16 protein-coding genes and 1 other RNA gene are annotated in these 16,866 nt (G+C 69.1%); 10 read left to right on the plus strand and 7 right to left on the minus strand.

Going from position 1 to position 16,866, the window contains the following annotated elements; translation table 11 throughout:
• Window positions 1–5: 5 nt before the first annotated feature.
• A complete protein-coding gene (locus ABZX12_RS25635; protein WP_355697020.1) occupies window positions 6–1,055 on the minus strand; it encodes a PfkB family carbohydrate kinase in 1,050 nt (349 codons plus the stop codon).
• 101 nt (window positions 1,056–1,156) lie between these two features.
• Between ABZX12_RS25635 and ABZX12_RS25640 the strand changes: the two genes are divergently transcribed.
• The 9 genes from ABZX12_RS25640 (at window position 1,157) to ABZX12_RS25680 (ending at window position 7,800) form a co-directional block, all read left to right on the plus strand.
• Window positions 1,157–1,537 (plus strand): hypothetical protein, encoded by a 381-nt coding sequence (locus ABZX12_RS25640; protein ID WP_355697022.1) that lies wholly within the window; start codon window positions 1,157–1,159, stop codon window positions 1,535–1,537.
• Window positions 1,530–1,697, plus strand: a complete 168-nt coding sequence (locus ABZX12_RS25645) for a hypothetical protein (protein ID WP_355697024.1) — start codon at window positions 1,530–1,532, stop codon at window positions 1,695–1,697. Before ABZX12_RS25640 ends, ABZX12_RS25645 begins: the two co-directional genes overlap by 8 nt.
• A 263-nt stretch (window positions 1,698–1,960) precedes the next feature.
• Window positions 1,961–2,650 carry a cell division ATP-binding protein FtsE gene (gene ftsE / locus ABZX12_RS25650; protein ID WP_355697026.1) on the plus strand — a complete coding sequence of 230 codons (690 nt, stop codon included), beginning with the start codon at window positions 1,961–1,963 and terminating at the stop codon, window positions 2,648–2,650.
• 26 nt (window positions 2,651–2,676) lie between these two features.
• The gene (gene ftsX, locus ABZX12_RS25655) at window positions 2,677–3,588 is read left to right on the plus strand and encodes a permease-like cell division protein FtsX (RefSeq protein ID WP_355697028.1); all 912 of its coding nucleotides are present in this window, start codon (window positions 2,677–2,679) and stop codon (window positions 3,586–3,588) included.
• A 231-nt stretch (window positions 3,589–3,819) separates the two neighbouring features.
• Window positions 3,820–5,121, plus strand: coding sequence for a M23 family metallopeptidase (locus ABZX12_RS25660; protein ID WP_355697030.1), 1,302 nt, complete (start codon window positions 3,820–3,822; stop codon window positions 5,119–5,121).
• A gap of 21 nt (window positions 5,122–5,142) precedes the next feature.
• Window positions 5,143–5,616, plus strand: coding sequence for an SsrA-binding protein SmpB (gene smpB / locus ABZX12_RS25665; protein ID WP_355473012.1), 474 nt, complete (start codon window positions 5,143–5,145; stop codon window positions 5,614–5,616).
• 142 nt (window positions 5,617–5,758) lie between these two features.
• On the plus strand, window positions 5,759–6,319 hold the full coding sequence (locus ABZX12_RS25670) for a DUF1707 and DUF4870 domain-containing protein (RefSeq protein WP_355697031.1): 561 nt from the start codon (window positions 5,759–5,761) through the stop codon (window positions 6,317–6,319).
• A gap of 95 nt (window positions 6,320–6,414) precedes the next feature.
• Window positions 6,415–6,792: a transfer-messenger RNA gene (gene ssrA / locus ABZX12_RS25675) on the plus strand.
• Between the two features lie 144 nt (window positions 6,793–6,936).
• On the plus strand, window positions 6,937–7,800 hold the full coding sequence (locus ABZX12_RS25680) for an alpha/beta fold hydrolase (protein ID WP_355697033.1): 864 nt from the start codon (window positions 6,937–6,939) through the stop codon (window positions 7,798–7,800).
• Window positions 7,801–7,817: 17 nt separating this feature from the next.
• Here ABZX12_RS25680 and ABZX12_RS25685 read toward each other — a convergent pair whose 3' ends face one another.
• Genes ABZX12_RS25685 through ABZX12_RS25700 form a run of 4 tightly spaced genes read right to left on the minus strand, consistent with a single transcriptional unit; the run spans window position 7,818 to window position 12,420 of the window.
• Window positions 7,818–8,603, minus strand: coding sequence for an SDR family NAD(P)-dependent oxidoreductase (locus ABZX12_RS25685; protein WP_355697035.1), 786 nt, complete (start codon window positions 8,601–8,603; stop codon window positions 7,818–7,820).
• A 32-nt stretch (window positions 8,604–8,635) separates the two neighbouring features.
• Window positions 8,636–9,826 carry an epoxide hydrolase family protein gene (locus ABZX12_RS25690; RefSeq protein WP_355697037.1) on the minus strand — a complete coding sequence of 397 codons (1,191 nt, stop codon included), beginning with the start codon at window positions 9,824–9,826 and terminating at the stop codon, window positions 8,636–8,638.
• Window positions 9,823–10,254, minus strand: coding sequence for a MarR family transcriptional regulator (locus ABZX12_RS25695; RefSeq protein WP_355697039.1), 432 nt, complete (start codon window positions 10,252–10,254; stop codon window positions 9,823–9,825). Before ABZX12_RS25695 ends, ABZX12_RS25690 begins: the two co-directional genes overlap by 4 nt.
• A 30-nt stretch (window positions 10,255–10,284) precedes the next feature.
• Complete coding sequence (locus ABZX12_RS25700) at window positions 10,285–12,420, minus strand: FHA domain-containing protein (RefSeq protein ID WP_355697041.1); 2,136 nt, start codon at window positions 12,418–12,420, stop codon at window positions 10,285–10,287.
• Window positions 12,421–12,863: 443 nt separating this feature from the next.
• On the opposite strand from ABZX12_RS25700, the gene ABZX12_RS25705 reads away from it, so the two are divergent.
• Window positions 12,864–15,167 carry a M4 family metallopeptidase gene (locus tag ABZX12_RS25705; RefSeq protein ID WP_355697043.1) on the plus strand — a complete coding sequence of 768 codons (2,304 nt, stop codon included), beginning with the start codon at window positions 12,864–12,866 and terminating at the stop codon, window positions 15,165–15,167.
• A 72-nt stretch (window positions 15,168–15,239) separates the two neighbouring features.
• On the opposite strand, the gene ABZX12_RS25710 is transcribed toward ABZX12_RS25705, so the two are convergent.
• Together ABZX12_RS25710 and ABZX12_RS25715 are read right to left on the minus strand one after the other, a co-directional pair.
• Window positions 15,240–16,418, minus strand: coding sequence for a hypothetical protein (locus tag ABZX12_RS25710; RefSeq protein WP_355697045.1), 1,179 nt, complete (start codon window positions 16,416–16,418; stop codon window positions 15,240–15,242).
• Between the two features lie 176 nt (window positions 16,419–16,594).
• Window positions 16,595–16,753: a hypothetical protein gene (locus tag ABZX12_RS25715; protein WP_355697046.1), complete on the minus strand. Its 159-nt coding sequence runs from the start codon at window positions 16,751–16,753 to the stop codon at window positions 16,595–16,597.
• Window positions 16,754–16,866 lie beyond the last annotated feature (113 nt).

Genomic DNA, 16,866 nt, shown 5'->3' on the forward strand with positions numbered 1-16,866 from the left:
CGTGCTCAGGCGTCCGACAGGCGGGCGATGGTGGCTGAGGCGCGGCGCACGATCGGGACCGGGCCGGCGGGGAGCACGTCGCCGATGAAGGCGTAGTGCCGGAGGACGTCGGGGTCGACGTCGCCGGGGCGGTGGCGGCTGTGGTCGCGGACCCAGTCGATGATGTCGCCCCAGCCGGGTGCGGCGAGCGAGCCGCCGAAATGCTGGACCGACAGGCCCGCGCACAGGTTGCCGAAGGCAAGCCGGTGGGCGAGCGGCCAGCCGCGGAGGGTGCCCAGCACCAGGGAGGCGAGGAACACGTCGCCGGCGCCGGTCGGGTCGTACGAACGGACCGGCAGCGCCGGCACCTGCTCCTCCTCACCGGTCTCGGAGTCGATCGCGAGGACGCCGTCCGCGCCGTTCGTCACCACCGCGAGCGGCACCCGGTCGGCCAGCTTGTGCAGCGCGGCCTTCGGGGTGTCGGTGCGGGTGTAGGCCATCGCCTCGGTCGCGTTCGGTGTGAAGGAGTAGAACCCTTCGAGTACGTCGAGGACCGCCGGCGACCACTCGTCGGTCGGGTCCCACCCGACATCGCCGAACAGCAGCGCCCCGGACTCCCGCGCCTCGACCGTCCACCCGGGCAACTCGTCGGCCACCGGGACGATCGCCGACCGCGTCTTCAGCCCGGGACCGACCAGTTTGCTCGGGTCGCCTGGCGCCTCGTGCGCGTGCGTGACCATCGCCCGGTCCCGGTCGATCGACATCGACACCGTCACCGGCGAGTGCCAGTGCCCGATCCGCCGCGAGTGCGACAGGTCCACACCCTCCTGGTCCGCGAGCGTCCGCCAGCAGAAGTCGGCGTACGCGTCGTCGCCGAACACCGAGGCGAGCCCGGTCCGCAGACCGAGCCGCGCGGCCGCGATCGCGAAGTTCGCCACCCCACCCGGGCACGACCCCATCCCCTCGGCGAAGATCTCCGTCCCGGTGGTCGGGGCGGTCTCCAGGCCGGTCATCACGATGTCGAGGAACACAGTCCCCTGCACGAACACGTCGTAGCGGTCCTGCTCGTCCGTCATCGTGACACCGCTCCTTGTCATCCTGTGTTGTCGGTGGCGGGTGGAATGGTTCTTTCGTAGCATCATCGGCCGATCAAGACCACGGAATTGGGAGGGTGTCCGTGATCCCTACCTGGATCTCGGTTGTCGGGGTCGTGATGACGGTGCTGAGTCCGCTGCTCGCCCTCGGAGGCGTGCTGCTGGGGTCGTACCTGACGCGGAAGTCCGATCGCGAGCTCGACACCTGGCGGCATCGTGAGGAAACGATGCGGATGGTCCGGTGGGCGGTGGAGCAGATCCTGGAGGGGGAGGACGCCGGGACGGACGCCGGGGTGGTGACGCTGCGTTCGCTGATGAGGTCGGAGCTGTTACAGCCGGAGGACTACGATCTGGTCGCCGCGCTGACCGCCGCCGTTGCGATCGACCGCGTCGGCCCCGCCGCGTACGCTGATATCGCGGACGCGGACATCGAGGTCGTCGAGGGAGACAATGAGCATGGCTGAGAAGAAGACCGTGAAGGTCTCCCGCCAGGCTGTCGAACTGGCCCGCTTGCATGTCGAGGCCGCCCGCCGCGCGGGCCGCAAACCCGATGCCGGCGTGGCTCGCATCGCCGACGCCCGCCCCGACAACGGCAACGGAGCCCCCGCCGTGGCACCCGCCTGACGGGGGCTGTGGACAACCTCACTCGCCGAATCGCCGGAACGGATACGCTCAAGCAGGAAAGAACAGGGCGGGCGGCGCAAGGCGTCGTCGTACGGGCGTTTCAAACGGACCGGGTATCGGACGGGGGTGTACGGACCGGCAGGTTTGGTCGGCGGCACGCCGTGGAGCGCCTAGACTGATCGCCGGCCGCTCCGGTGGCGTACGGTGCACTTCGTGGTTACCGTCGCGTCGCTCCCTGTTCCCGACCACGGCCGGATGAACCCGTGATCCGCTTCGAGAATGTGTCCAAGACGTATGAGGGCCAGTCCAGGGCCGCTCTGCTGAACGTCAACGTCGATATCGAGAAAGGCGAGTTCGTCTTCCTGGTCGGAACCTCCGGGTCCGGCAAGTCGACGTTCCTCCGCCTGGTGCTCCGTGAGCAGCGGACGTCCAAGGGCCACATCATGGTGGCCGGCAAGGACCTGAACCGGCTCGCGAGCTGGCGGATCCCGCAGATGCGCCGCCAGATCGGCACCGTGTTCCAGGACTTCCGGCTGCTGCCGAACAAGACCGTCGCCGAGAACGTGGCCTTCGCGCTGCAGGTGATCGGCAAGCCGCGCTCGCACATCCGCAAGACGGTGCCCGAGGTGCTGGAGCTGGTCGGTCTGGACGGCAAGGAGGACCGGCTCCCGGACGAGCTGTCCGGCGGTGAGCAGCAGCGCGTCGCGATCGCCCGCGCGTTCGTGAACCGGCCGATGATCCTGATCGCCGACGAGCCCACCGGAAACCTCGACCCGGGCACGTCGGTCGGCATCATGAAGCTGCTGGACCGGATCAACCGGACCGGTACGACGGTCGTGATGGCCACCCACGACGTGTCGATCGTCGACCAGATGCGCAAGCGCGTGATCGAGTTGCAGAACGGCCACGTCGTCCGCGACGAGTCGCGCGGCGTCTACGGCTACCAGCACTGATCGCCGAGCACAGGGACTGACTGAAGATGCGCCTGAACTACATCCTCTCCGACCTCGGCATCGGCCTGAAGCGGAACCTCTCGATGACGATCGCGGTCGTCGTCACGATCTGGGTCTCGCTGGCGCTGTTCGGCAGCGCGCTGCTGGCCAACTCGCAGGTCAGCCTGATGAAGGGCAACTGGTACGACAAGATCCAGATCTCGGTGTTCCTGTGCACCAAGGACTCCGGCGGCCGCGGCTGCTCGGGCGCCGAGGTGACCCAGGAGCAGAAGAACCGGATCCAGCAGGTCATCCAGACGAACCCGGACACCGCGCCCGACGGCGTGTTCTCGGAGTCGAAGAAGGAAGCGTTCGCGTCCTTCAAGAAGTTGTACAAGGACTCGCCGATCGTCAGCACGGTCACCGAGGACCAGATGCAGGAGTCCTTCCGGGTCAAGCTGAAGGATCCGCAGCGCTACCAGAACCTGGTCAGCGCGGTCGCCGGCCTTCCCGGCGTCGACACCGTGCAGGACCTCCGCCAGTACCTCGATCCGTTGTTCAAGGCCCTCAACGGCCTGCAGATCGGCGCGATCTTCGCGGCCGGCCTGTTGCTCGCCGCGGCCCTGATGCAGATCTTCAACACGATCCGGCTGGCGGCGTACGCCCGGAGACGGGAGATCGGCATCATGCGCCTGGTGGGCGCGTCGAACTTCTATATCCAGCTACCGTTCCTGCTGGAAGCGGTGCTGGCCGCGCTGGTCGGAGCGGTGCTGGCGTGCGGCACGCTGTGGCTCGGGGTGTACCTGATCGTCATGCAGCGGGCCCAGGAGACGTTCCGCGTCTGGCAGTGGGTCGGCGCCACCGAGACCTTCCGCGCCATGCTCTACATGGTGCTGGTCGGCGTGATCCTGGCCGTCATCCCGACATTCCTGACAACGCGGAAATACCTCAAAGTCTGACCCGGGTGACCTATCGTGCAGTATCAGGAGTCACACGAGTAACTCCTGTACCGCACAACTTCATCCAGAGCAAGGGGTCGACCTGTGGTCCCGCACTTCCCCGGTGCGAACCCGCCTGAGCGGGGGAGCATCAAGCGAGACGACAGCACCGGCACTTCCGCAGCGCCGTACCCGCGATCACGCACGCGACCGCCGGGCCGGCAGACGGTGGTTGCCGCATGCTGCCTTGTCATGTCCCTGTCCGCCGGTGTCCTGGCCGCGGTTCCGTCCGCTCCGTCCGCGGAGGCGAAACCGCCGGATCCAGCCGCCAAAAAGAAGCAACTCGACTCGCAGATCAACCAGTCCAAGGCTGATCTCGACGACGCCTCCGACCAGCTCGGAAAGTCCGTTGCCGCGTACAACCAGGCCGTCGTGAAGTACCAGGCCGTCCAGGTCCGGTACGCCGCCGCGCAGGGCCAATTGGCCGCCGCGAAGGCCGCCGACGCGGTTGCCGCGGGCAAGCTCGCCGCGGCCGAGGCGGCGCTGCGGGTCGCGGTCTCCGACGTGGAGGCCGGTGAGAAGCTGATCGCGGAGAAGCGGTCCGTGGCGGGTCGCGCGGTCCGATCGGCGTACCAGCAGCAAAACGGCCTGGTCGGGCTGACGATCGCGCTGCGCGGCGCCGCGCCGGCCGACATCGCGACCGGGATGCAGGTCCAGCGGAACGTGTTCGGCATCCAGAGCAACGCGATCACGAACCTGAACAACGCGCAGGCGCAGCTCGCCAGCAAGCGGGTCAAGGTCGCGGCCGCGGAGAAGGACGCCGAAGGCGCCCGGGCCGAGGCGGCGGCGACGGTCAAGCGCGTCACCGAGCTGACCAAGCAGGTCGCGGCCGACCGGGCCGAGGCCGCGGCGATCGCCAAGGTCAAGCTGGCCGCGTTCAAGGCCGCCGAGAAGGAGAAGAACACCGAGCTGGCGCAGTACAACTCGCTGCTGCGCGAGCGGAACCGGGTCGAGCAGCTCCTGATCGCGCGGGCGAAGGCCGAGAAGGCCGCCGCGGCGCGGCGCAAGGCCGCGGCCGAGAAGGCGGAGCGGGCGAGGGCGCGCAAGGAGAACCGCCCACCGCGGAAGATCCCGGACGACCCGGGCGGCGGCGACAGCGACGGCGGGCTCAGCTATCCCGTCAGCAGCTACATCACCTCGCCGTACGGCATGCGGTTCCATCCCGTCCTGCACTACTGGAAGCTGCACGACGGCACCGACTTCCGCGCTCCGTGCGGTACGCCGATCCGCGCCGCGGCCGACGGCAAGGTGACGGACAAGTACTACAACGGCGGCTACGGGAACCGGCTGTTCGTTTCACACGGTGTGATCGACGGGTCGTCCATCACCACCGTCTACAACCACCTCTCGCGGTACAGGGCGCACGTGGGTGAACGCGTCAAGAAGGGCGAGATCATCGGGTACGCCGGGACGACGGGCTACTCCACCGGCTGCCACCTGCACTTCATGGTCTACCAGGACGGCCGCGTGGTTAATCCCATGAAGTGGCTGTAGACGATCTGGGATACTGGTCGGATGGTGAAACAGTCCGGCCGGGAGAAGCCGATCGCGCAGAACCGTAAGGCGCGACACGACTACCACATCGACGACGTGGTGGAGGCCGGGCTCGTGCTGACCGGGACGGAGGTCAAGTCCCTGCGGCAGGGCCGGGCCTCCCTCGTCGACGCGTTCGCGGCCGTCCGCGGCAACGAGCTCTGGCTGCAGGGCATGCACATCCCGGAGTACAAGCACGGCACGTGGACGAACCACGAGCCCCGCCGGACCCGCAAGCTGCTGCTGCACAAGGACGAGGTGCAGAAGCTGATCCGCGAGGTCGAGCAGCAGGGCGTGTCCCTGATCCCGCTGTCGCTGTACTTCAAGGACGGCTACGCGAAGGTCGAGCTCGCCACCGGCCGCGGTAAGAAGGACTACGACAAGCGTCACGCCCTGGCCGAGCGCCAGGCCAACCGCGAGGCCCAGCGCGCCCTGTCCGAGCGTCGCCGGGGGTAGCGTCCGGCGCCTCGCGGACCTCGGGGTCGGCTAGGTTGCGACCGCCGAGCACACGCTGTTCCGGGGCTTCCGGGGTCGGGTCAGGGGTGCTTCCGGGCTGAACCCGATGGGGTGCGCGGCGTGCCGCGCGCAGAGTGGAACCATGTCCACTTCAGAGCTGCTGGTGACGACGGCGCAGCGCGACCGGGCCGTCGAGATCCTGAAAGAGATGTACGCCGACGGCCGCCTCGACCACATGGAGTTCGACCTCCGGCTGGAGAAGGCACTCAAGGCGCGGACCCGGGCCGAGCTGAACAGCACGTTCGACGGGCTGGTGTCCCGCCCGGTACCGACGTACGCCCCGGCCGCGTTCACCCGGCCGGCGCCGCTGCAGACGTACCGCGGTGACGGGCGGGGGATGGGCACGGTCGCGCACTGGCTCGGGTATCCGACGTTCTTCGTCGGGCCGGCACTGGTCGTCGCGAGCGCGGGCCAGAAGAACCCCGCCGTACGCCGGCACGCCGTCGAGGCGCTGAACTTCCAGCTGACCGCCTTCGGCGCGTTCGCGCTGCTGGGGATCGCCACCGGCATCACCCACGGGTTCCTGTCGTTCCTGTTCCCGGTCCTGGGCATCCTGTGGTTCCTGCTCACCGGCATCGGCGGCCTGGCCACCGCGGCGACCGGCAAGTTCCGCTACCCGTTCACGCTGCGCCTGATCAAGTAGGTCCCCCGGAGGGGAATGTCGGGTGCGGGCAGCCTGTTGGACTTGGTAGTGTGGATCTTCCACCGCGGTTCGGGTGGGAGTTTGACAACTCAACAGGGGGTGAACGGTTTCGACTTTGGACGTACGTTCCAAGGGAAGCGGGCCGAGGATCCAGGGTTATCTCGTTAACGATCTCTGGAAACCAATAACTGCCAACGCTAAGCGCAGTAGCTTCGCTCTCGCCGCCTGACGGCCTGAGCACTTAAAGAAGCGGTCAGCCCGGGGATGCTCCCGCCCCGGCTCCTGGCCTCATCTAGGGAGCTTGCTTTGTTAGCCCGGTCACGGGGCTAGCACGGGACATTTACAGTGACTGAGCCTGTCAGCGAGATGTCTGTACAAACGCTGGGGCTGAGAAAAGCGACATCCAGACTGCGCCCGGAGAAGCCTTGAAACGACGCCGAAGGACGCGGGTTCGATTCCCGCCACCTCCACCCCTGTGAGACGCCCAGGTCAGCACACGCTGACCTGGGCGTTCTCATGTTCACGACCGGTCAACGCCGAATCCCGTGCCAGCGGGAAGCCAGAGGGGTGTCAGTGGTGTTGATCAGGGTGGGGTGTGGACAACGGGAGGTGTGGGGATGCGACGTGCGGGGTGGCGGGTCGAGCAGGTCGACGACGTGGCGGTGATGAGTTTGGGGGCCGGGCCGGGGGTGGTGGTCGTGCCCGGGAACAATCGCCGCGCGCATCACTACGAGAAGCTCGCCCGGGAGCTCGCGGGGGCTCACACGGTGCATGTCGTCGAGCGGCGTGGGCGGGGAGCGAGCGCGGCGCGCGGTACGGCGTACAGCGTGGACAGCGACGTGGACGACGTCCTCGGTGTGCTCGAGCACACTGGGGCGCGGGTGGTGTTCGGGCACAGCTACGGTGGGCTCATCGCGCTGCACGTGGGGTTACAGCGGCAGCTGGACGCTCTGGTGGCCTACGAGCCCGGGGTGAGCCTCGACGGGTCGTTCGACGCGGGCTGGCTGGAGACGTTCACCCAGCAGCTCGCGAGGGGTCGGCATGTGGCGGCCATGACGACGTTCCTCAAAGGTACGGACCTGGCGCCCTTCCGGAAGGCGCCGTTGCTCTGGGCGCTGTCCTTCCTGATGCTCCGCGGCGCCGGCGGTCGCGAGACACGGGACATGATGCCCACGACTCCGGCCGAGATCGCGGAGATCGCCCGCCTCGATTCCGACGGCAGCCGGTACGCCGCGATCGCGTCGCAGACCCTTCTCCTCGGTGGTGAGAAGTCGCCTGCGTACCTGACCGGCGTCCTCCCGCGGCTGACCGCGATCCTGCCGAACGCGGAGTACGCGATCCTGAACGGCCTCGACCACAACGCCCCCGACGAGAACGCCCCCGAGACGATCGCACAACAGATCCGCCTGCACCTCGTCCGCGAGGAACGCCACCTCTACGGCACCACCCACGCCACGCCCTCAAGCCTCCACCTGACCTGAGGCCCGGCTCCAGGTGCTCAGAGGGCGTTGCTGATGAGGGTGTCGGACAGGGTGCGTAGGCGCTCGCGGGCTTGGGGGTCGTAGGCCTGTTGGTTGGCGCGGGCGGCGTGGAGGCCGTTGAAGTAGTGGCCGGTCGGGAGGCCTGGGGCGGTGATCAGGTGCATCGTCGCGGCGGCGCCTTCGGCGACGGTGCTGGTGGGGGTGACGCCGCTTTCGGTGACCATGGTGGTGTTCATGAAGGTTGCCGGGTGCAAGGCGTTGACGGTCAGGCCGGGCTGTTCGGCGGCGAGGTCGACGGTGAACATGATCTGCGCCAGCTTGCTGCGCATGTACGCCGCGAAGCCGTCCCAGCCGCGCTCCATCATCGGATCGTCGAAGTCGATCGCCTGCTGGCCGGCGGATGCGACGTTGACGACCCGGCCGGTGGGGACCAGTTGCGGGAGCAGGCGCCGGGTCAGGCGGTAGCCGGCGAGGTAGTTGATCGCGAATCGCAGTTCGATGCCGTCGGCACTCACTTCCCGGGTGGCGCCGGGCCTGCCGGCGCCGATCCCCGCGTTGTTGACGATCACGTCGAGTTCGTGATCGATGCTGTCGGCAAGCTTGTCGACGGCGTGCAGATCACCGAGGTCGGCGAGCAGGATCTCCGGTTCGGGACCGCCGGCGGCGCGGATGTCCGCGCGGACGCGTTCGGCGCGCGTGGCGTCGCGGCCGTGGACGAGTACGCGCGCTCCCGCCGTACCCAGACGAAGGGCCAGTTCACGGCCGAGGCCGTCGGTCGCTCCGGTGATCAGAATCGTCTGCACGATCTCCACCGTACGTCGCGATCGAACGCGGATCAGCGCAGCGGGCGGAAGGTGCGGCGGAGGTCGGCGGTCCACTCGGCCGGGACCTCCCACGGGATGAAGTGGCCGCCGTTCGGGTGGGCGGTGATGTTCGTGTGGTTGTACCAGGCGGCGCGGTCGCTTGCGAGGAAGTTCTGCACGCGCTGCTCGGGTGTGCTGACGCCGGGCGGGTTCTCGTAGCCGACGAAGGTGATGCCGGTCGGCGCCTCGACGGCGGGCGTGCGGTCGTGGGACGGCGTCCACGGGTAGCGGTTGTTGTTCGCGTACGTGCGGATCGAGGTGTCGATCGCGTCGCCGGCCCAGAAGATCGTCGCGTGCGTGAGCAGGTCGTCGTCGGTGAACGCCGCGTCGCCCTCGGACCAGCTCAGCCAGCGCTCCATGATCCACGCCAGCATCCCCGCGGGCGAGTCCGCGAGGCCGAAGCCGAGCGTGGTCGGGTGCAGCACGTGGGCCGCGAGATGCGCGGCGAAGCGGCGCTCGAACCGGACGATCCCGTCGTGGATCTCCGGCGGCAACCCCTCCGGGATCGGCCGGCCGCCGCTCAGGTCCCACCCGCGGTCGCCGTTGAAGAAGTCGAGTTTCAGCGCCGATCCGATGTGGATCCCGTACAGCTCGTCCGCGTACTTGTGCCCGAGCTGCCCGGTCACCAGCGCGCCGACGTCGCAGCCCGCCGCGGCGTACTTTCCGAAGCCGAGGACGCCCGTCATGAGTTCGTGCCAGACGTCGGCGATCTTCCAGAAGTTCATGTCCGGGCGGGTCGGCGTCGAGAAGCCGAACCCGGGCAGTGACGGGACGATCACGTCGAACGCGTCGGCCGGGTCACCGCCGTACGACGCCGGGTCGGCGAGCGGGTCGATCACCTTCGACCAGTGCCAGAACGTCCATGGCCAGCCGTGGCTCAGGATCAGCGGGACCGGTCGCGGGCCGACGCCCGGCCGGCGCAGGAAGTGCACCGGTACGTCGCCGACGTCCACGCGGTAGTGCTCGTAGGCGTTGATTCTCCGCTCCGCCGCGCGCCAGTCGAAACCGTCCGCCCAGTACTCGACGAGCGGTTGCAGGCGGGTCCGGCGGACACCGTAGAAACCGTCGTCGTTCCCCGCGTCACGCGGCCATTTCGTCGCCCGCAGGCGGCGCCGGAGGTCGTCGAGGACGTCGTCGGGTACGGCGATCGGGCTGGGGATCATGCGGTGTCCTCCGCGAGGTCGGTCAGGCGGTGCAGTACGTCGATCGAGCCCGCGAGGACCGCGCGCTCGTCGGGGGTGAGCCGCGCGACCAGGGCGGCCAGTTTCTCGACCCGGTTCGCGTGCCGGGACCGGACGAGTTCCCGGCCGGTGCGGGTCAGGGACAACAGGCTGGCGCGGCCGTCGGCGGGGTCTGGGCGACGCTGGAGGAGCCCGTCCTGCTCGAGTTTCGCGACCAGGCTGGTCAGTGCGGGCTGCTTCAGCTGCTCGGTCGCCAGCAGGTCGGTGAGTCGCAGCGGTCCGCGCCGGCCGAGGGTGTGCAGCACGGACAGGGCGGAGAAGTTCAGCCGGCGCACTGACGGCAGGCGGATGAAGATCGTGTTGAAGTCCTCGATGACCGTGGTCAGCCGGTCGACGTCCAGGTCGGGCACGGGCGCGACTATATCAAAAATCGATGTACTTCAGTGGCTGAGGGCCACCGGGACGGCGAACGTGGTGTTGCCGGACTTGAAGGTGAGGACGGCCGCGTCGGCGCTGTCCGGGAGGTTGCCCTTGAACAGGATCGTGCCGTGCTCCGTGCCGCCGGCCGCGATCCGGCTCGGCCAGGAGCTCTTGCCGGGGTCGGCGCGCAGGGCGGTGCCGTCGGCGGCGGTGAACGTCGTCCCGTCGATCGGGATCTTGACCGCCTCCTTGGCGGTGCTGGTCAGCTTGACCTCGACGCGGGTGAAATGGCTCGTGTACGTGACGTTCTCGACCGTCAGCGTGATGCCGGAGCCGGCCTTCGCGACCGGTTTGATCAGCCGGTCCTCGCCGGACTCGTTGCCGGTCAGGTAGCCGCCGACGTACTCCGCGCCGGCCGTCAGCGCGAACCCGCCGACACCGACGCCGACGAGCACCACGGCGATCGCGACCAGGACCGGCACGTCCAGGCGGCCCTGGCGGCGGGTCGTCGGTGTGGCGGCGTCGAGCAGTGCGAGGACCATCGCGACGACGAGCGCGATGCCGGGCGGTACGAGCCAGCGGAGTGCTCCGTCGGGGCCGTCGGCGAGGAACGTGACGATGAGGTTCACGATGATGCCGAGCAGGATCACGCCGCCGGCTGCGATGAGCACCCGCGCCAGGCGTACCGTCCCGACGGCGTCGGCTTCCGTACTGCGATCCGTGGCGGGCAGCCGCTGCGCGCGAGCTGTTTGCTCGGTTGAGCGCCGGCTCGGCTGTTCCGTGCCGTAGCCGTTGGCGCCGTGGCCTTCCGTGCTGGGCCGCGGGGTGGTCGAGCGGCGGTCAGCTCCCGCTGCGCGGCGGTCCCGCGAGGCGCTTCGCCGGTCGGCGCCCGCCCGGCGGTCTGTGCCTGTCTGCTGGTCCGTGCCGGCTCGCGGGTCCGCGCCGGTTCGTGGGTCCGGGCCGGTTCGTGCGTCGGGCGTGGTCCGGCGGTCGGCTGCGGCCGGGGTGGGGTCGGGCCAGCTGGCCGACTCGTTCCAGTTCGGCTCGGCGTGGTCGATCTGGCCGGAGACCTCCCAGGGGGACCGGACCGGCTCCGCGCTGTCGGCCGACGGGTACGCCGCCCAGGTCCCGCCGTCACCCGAACGCTCGAAGCCAGGAACCACACCCGCGGCCCCGTACTCCCCCGCTTCGTCCCCGCGCTCGCGTGCGAACGGATTGCCGACGGCGCCGTACTCCTCCGCGTCGTCCGGCCGCTGCTGCGCGAACGGGTTGCCGTCGGCTCCGTACTCCTCGGCGTCTTCTGCCCGCTCGCTCGCGAACGGGTTGCCGTCGGTGCGGCCTTGGTCGGCTGCCGGTGCGAACGGGCTGTGGTCAGGGTGCGAGTCGCCGACCTGCGGGTATTGGCCGGCGTCGGGTGCGTGCTGCGCCGGGGCGAAGGGGCTGGCCTCTCCGCGCGACTGGTCAACGCGCGGCTGGGCAGCCGGTGCGTAGTCGGCTTGTGTGCGGTCGGCAGGGTGGGGGGCGGCCTGTGCGTGATCGGTCGGGGCGTGATCGGCCGGTGCATGGTCGACGGGGGATTGGTCGGCCGGTCCGTGGTCGGCCGGTGGGTAACCGGCCGGGGCGTGGTTGGCTCGGTCGGGCGAACTGGCCGCGGGGGGAGGGGGCGGCGGCGTGGTGGCGCCGTACTCGTCGGGCGAGGCCGGCTCTGCCTCGGGCCAGCTGCTGGCGGCTGACGGCGGTGCAGCGGCCGGCGATGCGGACGATGGCGGTCCCGCGGGGGCTTCTGCGGCGGACGCGGCAGGCGGCACAGCTGCTGAAGACGGCGGTGCCGGCGGTGGGGTGGGATCGGTGCGGGGGGAGGGCGTGCTGGATTTCGTGAAGGTCAGGACCGAGCGGCCGATGTGGATCTTGTCGCCGGTGGTGAGCGGCGTCGGGCTGGTCAGGCGGCGGCCGTTCAGGCCGGTGCCGTTGCGGGACTCGTCGTACAGGGTCCAGGTGCTGCCGTCGCGGTCGAGGCGGGCGTGGATGCGGGAGATCTGGTCGTCGGCCTGCAGCCGGATGTCGGCGTTCGAGGCGCGGCCGATGGTGATCGTGTCGGTCCCGGCCGGCAGCGTCCACTGCTGCTCTCCGAGCGACAGCACGAATTCGGTTTCCACTCACACCCCAGCCGGCGTCGTCTGATCGCGATCGGTCCCGCCGCCGGCGCGTCGCACCCCACGGCAGCCATCCAGTCGGCGCGATTCTGCCATTCACACCCGCCCCAGACCACCGGCAGTCCCACCCGACCACCCTCCGCGACAAGTCGCTCACCGGTCCGGGCCGGCCGTGATGATTCTCAGATTCGGGCGGGTTTGTCAGCGCTTGGTAGCCATGACAACGCGGTCAGTTGTCATCGGGGTGCCAACGGCACGACAGCGCCTTGCCCGGCCACGGTGGCGGACATAGTGTCCCCCCGCGCGATTCATCGGGGCTGGATGGACTGGGGTCCTCCACCGGCCCGGTCGATGGGTAGGCCGGAGGTTCCAGCCGGAGTGGTGCACCGACTGCAGTCCGGCGAGGCGCAACCCGCCCAGCACCGCATCGTGAAGGGACCACATCCATGGTCTTGTTCCAGCGTTCCCGCAAACCTGCCGTCGTCCTGGGGCTGACCGGCCTCGCGGCGGCGGCACTCGCCGGGCTCGGCGCGTCGGCCGCCGGCGCGGCCCCGAGTGCGGCACCCCCGCCACGGCCGACCCAGGCCGAGTCGAAGGCGTTCGCGGTCGACTCCGCGTCCTCGCTGGTGGCCGGGCGGCCGAGCGCCCTGCACGCCTCGAAGGACGACAAGTTCGTCGCGAAGCCGGTGATCTCGGAGCAGAGCGGTCTGCAGTACGTCCCGTACGAGCGTTCGTACAAGGGCCTCCCGGTCGTCGGTGGTGACTTCGTCGTGGTCACCGACGCGAAGGGCGCCGTGAAGTACACCTCGGTCGCGCAGACCACCGCCGTACCGGAGCTGTCCACGACCGCGAAGGTGACCGCCGCGGCCGCGAAGCAGACAGCGAACAAGCAGCTGAAGCAGGTCAAGGAGTCGACCACGCCGACGCTCGCGGTCTACGCCCTGAACGGTACGCCGAAGCTCGCTTGGCAGTCCCGGGTCACCGGCAGCAACGGTCACGAGCCGTCGAGCCTGTCGGTGTACGTCGACGCGCAGAGCGGCAAGGTGCTCGGTACCAAGGAACACGTGATGGCCGGCAACGGTACGGCGGTCTACAGCGGCCCGAATCCGTTGCACCTGGACACCACCCTGTCCGGCAGCACGTACTCGATGAAGGACCCCAACACCACCAACCTGTCCTGCCAGGACGCGGCGAACAACACCACGTTCTCAGGTACGGACGACAACTGGGGCAACGGCGTCGCGACCAACAAGGAGACCGGCTGCGTCGACGCGCTGTTCGCCGCCCAGACCGAGAAGGCGATGCTGACCAACTGGCTCGGCCGCAATGGTATGGACGGCAACGGCGGCGCCTGGCCGATCCGGGTCGGGCTGAACGACCAGAACGCGTACTACGACGGCACGCAGGTCCAGATCGGCAAGAACACGGCCGGCGGCTGGATCGGCTCGATCGACGTCCTGGCCCACGAGATGGGTCACGGTATCGACGACCATACGCCGGGCGGGATCTCGGGCAGCGGGACGCAGGAGTTCGTCGCGGACACGTTCGGCGCGGCGACCGAGTACTACAGCAACCAGGGGGCGTCGTACGACCCGCCGGACTTCCTGGTCGGCGAAGAGGTCAACCTGGTCGGCCAGGGCCCGATCCGCAACATGTACAACCCGTCCGCGCTCGGTGACCCGAACTGCTACTCGAGCTCGATCCCGAGCACCGAGGTGCACGCGGCGGCCGGTCCCGGCAACCACTGGTTCTACCTGCTCTCGCAGGGCAGCAACGGCTCCCCGACGAGCCCGACCTGCAACAGCTCGACGGTGACCGGCATCGGCATCCAGAAGGCCATCCGGATCATGTACAACGCGATGCTGATGAAGACCAGCAGCAGCTCGTACCTGAAGTACCGGACCTGGACGCTGACCGCGGCCAAGAACCTGTACCCGGGCAGCTGCGCCGAGTTCAACACCGTGAAGGCGGCCTGGGACGCGGTCAGCGTGCCGGCGCAGACGGCCGACCCGACCTGCTCCACCTCCGGCGGCGTCACGGTCACGAACCCGGGCAACAAGTCCGGCACGGTCGGTACGGCGATCGCGTCGTTCACGATGACCGCGTCCGGCGGCACCGCGCCGTACACCTGGTCCGCCACCGGTCTGCCGGCCGGCATCACGATCGGTTCGTCCACCGGCACCGTGTCCGGGACGCCGACCGCGAGCGGAACGTTCAACGTCACCGTGACGGCGACCGCGAGCGCAGGCGGATCCGGCAACACCTCGTTCACCTTCACAATCGGCGGCACCGGTGGCTGCTCCGGCCAGAAGCTCGGCAACCCGGGCTTCGAGACCGGTACGGCGGCCCCGTGGTCGGCGTCGGCGGGCGTGATCGACAACAGCACCTCCCAGCCGGCCCGCAGCGGCACCTGGAAGGCGTGGCTGGACGGTTACGGCACGACCCACACCGACACGCTGAGCCAGTCGGTGTCGATCCCGGCCGGGTGCAGCGCGACGCTGTCGTTCTACCTGCACATCGACTCCGCCGAGACCACCACGAGCACGCAGTACGACAAGCTCACGGTGAAGGCGGGCTCGACCACGCTGGCGACGTACTCGAACCTGAACAAGGCGAGCGGTTACTCGCTCAAGTCGTTCAACGTCTCGTCGTTTGCCGGTCAGACGGTGACCATCAGCTTCACGGGCACCGAGGACAGCTCGCTGCAGACCTCGTTCGTCATCGACGACACGGGTCTCAACCTGAGCTGACCTAACAGCTGAAACGGCCGCCGTACCCGGGCGAGGGGTGCGGCGGCCGCTTCGTGTCTGTGCGGGTGTCGATCAGTTGAGCGTCATCCGGGGTTCGCCGTTGACGAGGCCGGTGCCGGAGATGGTGCAGGTGCCGCCGCGGTTCTGGTCGTAGGTCTGGCGGACACAGGAGCGCAGCGCCAGCTGGGCCCAGTAGTTCGGGTGCAGGGACTCCTGGATGTAGTAGTTCGAGCCGACGGTCGTGACCGTGCGGATCTGGTTGATCCATTCGGTCTTGTCGACGGCGGTCGACTGGGTCCACGAGCTGAGGCCGACCTCCTCGTACAGGCCGACGGTCTTCTCGCAGAGCCGGCGGCCGTTGAACGCGGACTGCAGCTCGAGGAGGCGGGCGTTGCCGAGGCCGGACTGGCCGATCGCGGCGCGGACCGTGTTGTTGATCGTGACGAGAGCGGTGGCGTTCGCCCAGTCGGCGTCCGCGTTCCAGAAGCCGCAGCCGCCGACGCTCTGCCGCGTGTAGCCCGACTGCCCGTAGCGGAAGCCGCTGGACGCCGGGATCGGCGACGGGTACGTCTGGACCACCAGGCTCCACGCGCTGTCGCCGTACCCCGCGTTGCGCATCGCCGTCCGGACGTTCTGGAACGCCGTCGCGATCTTGCCGCGGACCGCCGTGATGTTGGCGGAGGTGAAGTTCGCGACCACCGAGGAGTCGTCGCGGCAGTAGTCGGGGTTCCAGGACGGGGAGAGCAGGAAGTCCTGCACGCACTGGGTGACGATCGACGCGAAGTTGAAGTCGTTGCCGCCGATCGAGACGACGACCTGCCGCACGTTGTGGGTCGCGGCGAAGACCTGCAACATCTTCGCCTGGCCCTGGTGGCCGGCGCCGTCGTCGTAGAAGTCGATGCCCGGCTTGAAGTAGTCGCCGGTCGAGGTCGCGGTGCGCGCACCCGAGCAGGCCAGGTTCAGGCCGCCGACCCCGCCGCCGATGTACGCCTCCGCCGACAGGCTGCGGTGGCACCGCGGGATCACCTCGGCCGTGTGGCTCGCGTTGTCGTGGTAGGCGTGCGAACCGAGCGCGTCGGCCGGCGTCTCGGAGTCGTTCGAGCTCCCGGCCCAGCGGCCGGCCTCACCCGAGATGTAGGAGTCCCCGACGGTGACGACGTACGGCGTCCCCGAACCAGGGCCGTCGGCGTGCGCCGGGGGAGCGACCAGGCCGAGCCCGGTCAGGGACAGTAGGAGGATTGCCGCGGTCACTCGACGACTTCTGGGTGTTTTCACCGGAAGGCCTCTCTCGCCGGAGGTCAGTGATCGATCGATCACTGTCGGCAAGATACTTCCCGGTAACACTGTCCGGTAGACCGAGCGTGCTGACACGTTTGCGCGTTGTCACGGCAGTGTCAGGGCGTGGTCAGGGCGTGGTCAGGGCTTGGTCAAGGCTCGGTCGGGAGCGCCAGCTCCTCCGGCCAGCGCTCGCTCCACCAAGCGCGCCAGCGGGCGTCGACAACGTCGCGGTCCACGTCGCCGTACAGCGACAGGACCGCCATCGTGGCGCCGTCCGACTTGCCGCCGCCGGAGGACGTCCAGGCCATCACAATCGGTCAGCCGAAGCCCTCGCCACGCTCGCGGCGGACGGTGGCGGGCAATTGTGATGGCCTGGGGATCCGGGGACTGGGGGAGCATGGGCGCCCATGTCGCGAGGTCC

Source organism: Kribbella sp. NPDC003505, from assembly GCF_040610875.1.
Taxonomy (GTDB): domain Bacteria; phylum Actinomycetota; class Actinomycetes; order Propionibacteriales; family Kribbellaceae; genus Kribbella.

Bases quoted from the DNA above. Each gene is read 5' to 3' on its own strand.
- ABZX12_RS25635 (WP_355697020.1), bottom strand. From the start codon at position 1,055: ATGACGGACGAGCAGGACCGCTACGACGTGTTCGTGCAGGGGACTGTG.
- ABZX12_RS25645 (WP_355697024.1), top strand. From the start codon at position 1,530: ATGGCTGAGAAGAAGACCGTGAAGGTCTCCCGCCAGGCTGTCGAACTG.
- ftsX (WP_355697028.1), top strand. From the start codon at position 2,677: ATGCGCCTGAACTACATCCTCTCCGACCTCGGCATCGGCCTGAAGCGG.
- ABZX12_RS25660 (WP_355697030.1), top strand. From the start codon at position 3,820: ATGTCCCTGTCCGCCGGTGTCCTGGCCGCGGTTCCGTCCGCTCCGTCC.
- smpB (WP_355473012.1), top strand. From the start codon at position 5,143: ATGGTGAAACAGTCCGGCCGGGAGAAGCCGATCGCGCAGAACCGTAAG.
- ABZX12_RS25670 (WP_355697031.1), top strand. From the start codon at position 5,759: ATGTCCACTTCAGAGCTGCTGGTGACGACGGCGCAGCGCGACCGGGCC.
- ABZX12_RS25680 (WP_355697033.1), top strand. From the start codon at position 6,937: ATGCGACGTGCGGGGTGGCGGGTCGAGCAGGTCGACGACGTGGCGGTG.
- ABZX12_RS25690 (WP_355697037.1), bottom strand. From the start codon at position 9,826: ATGATCCCCAGCCCGATCGCCGTACCCGACGACGTCCTCGACGACCTC.
- ABZX12_RS25705 (WP_355697043.1), top strand. From the start codon at position 12,864: ATGGTCTTGTTCCAGCGTTCCCGCAAACCTGCCGTCGTCCTGGGGCTG.
- ABZX12_RS25715 (WP_355697046.1), bottom strand. From the start codon at position 16,753: ATGGCCTGGACGTCCTCCGGCGGCGGCAAGTCGGACGGCGCCACGATG.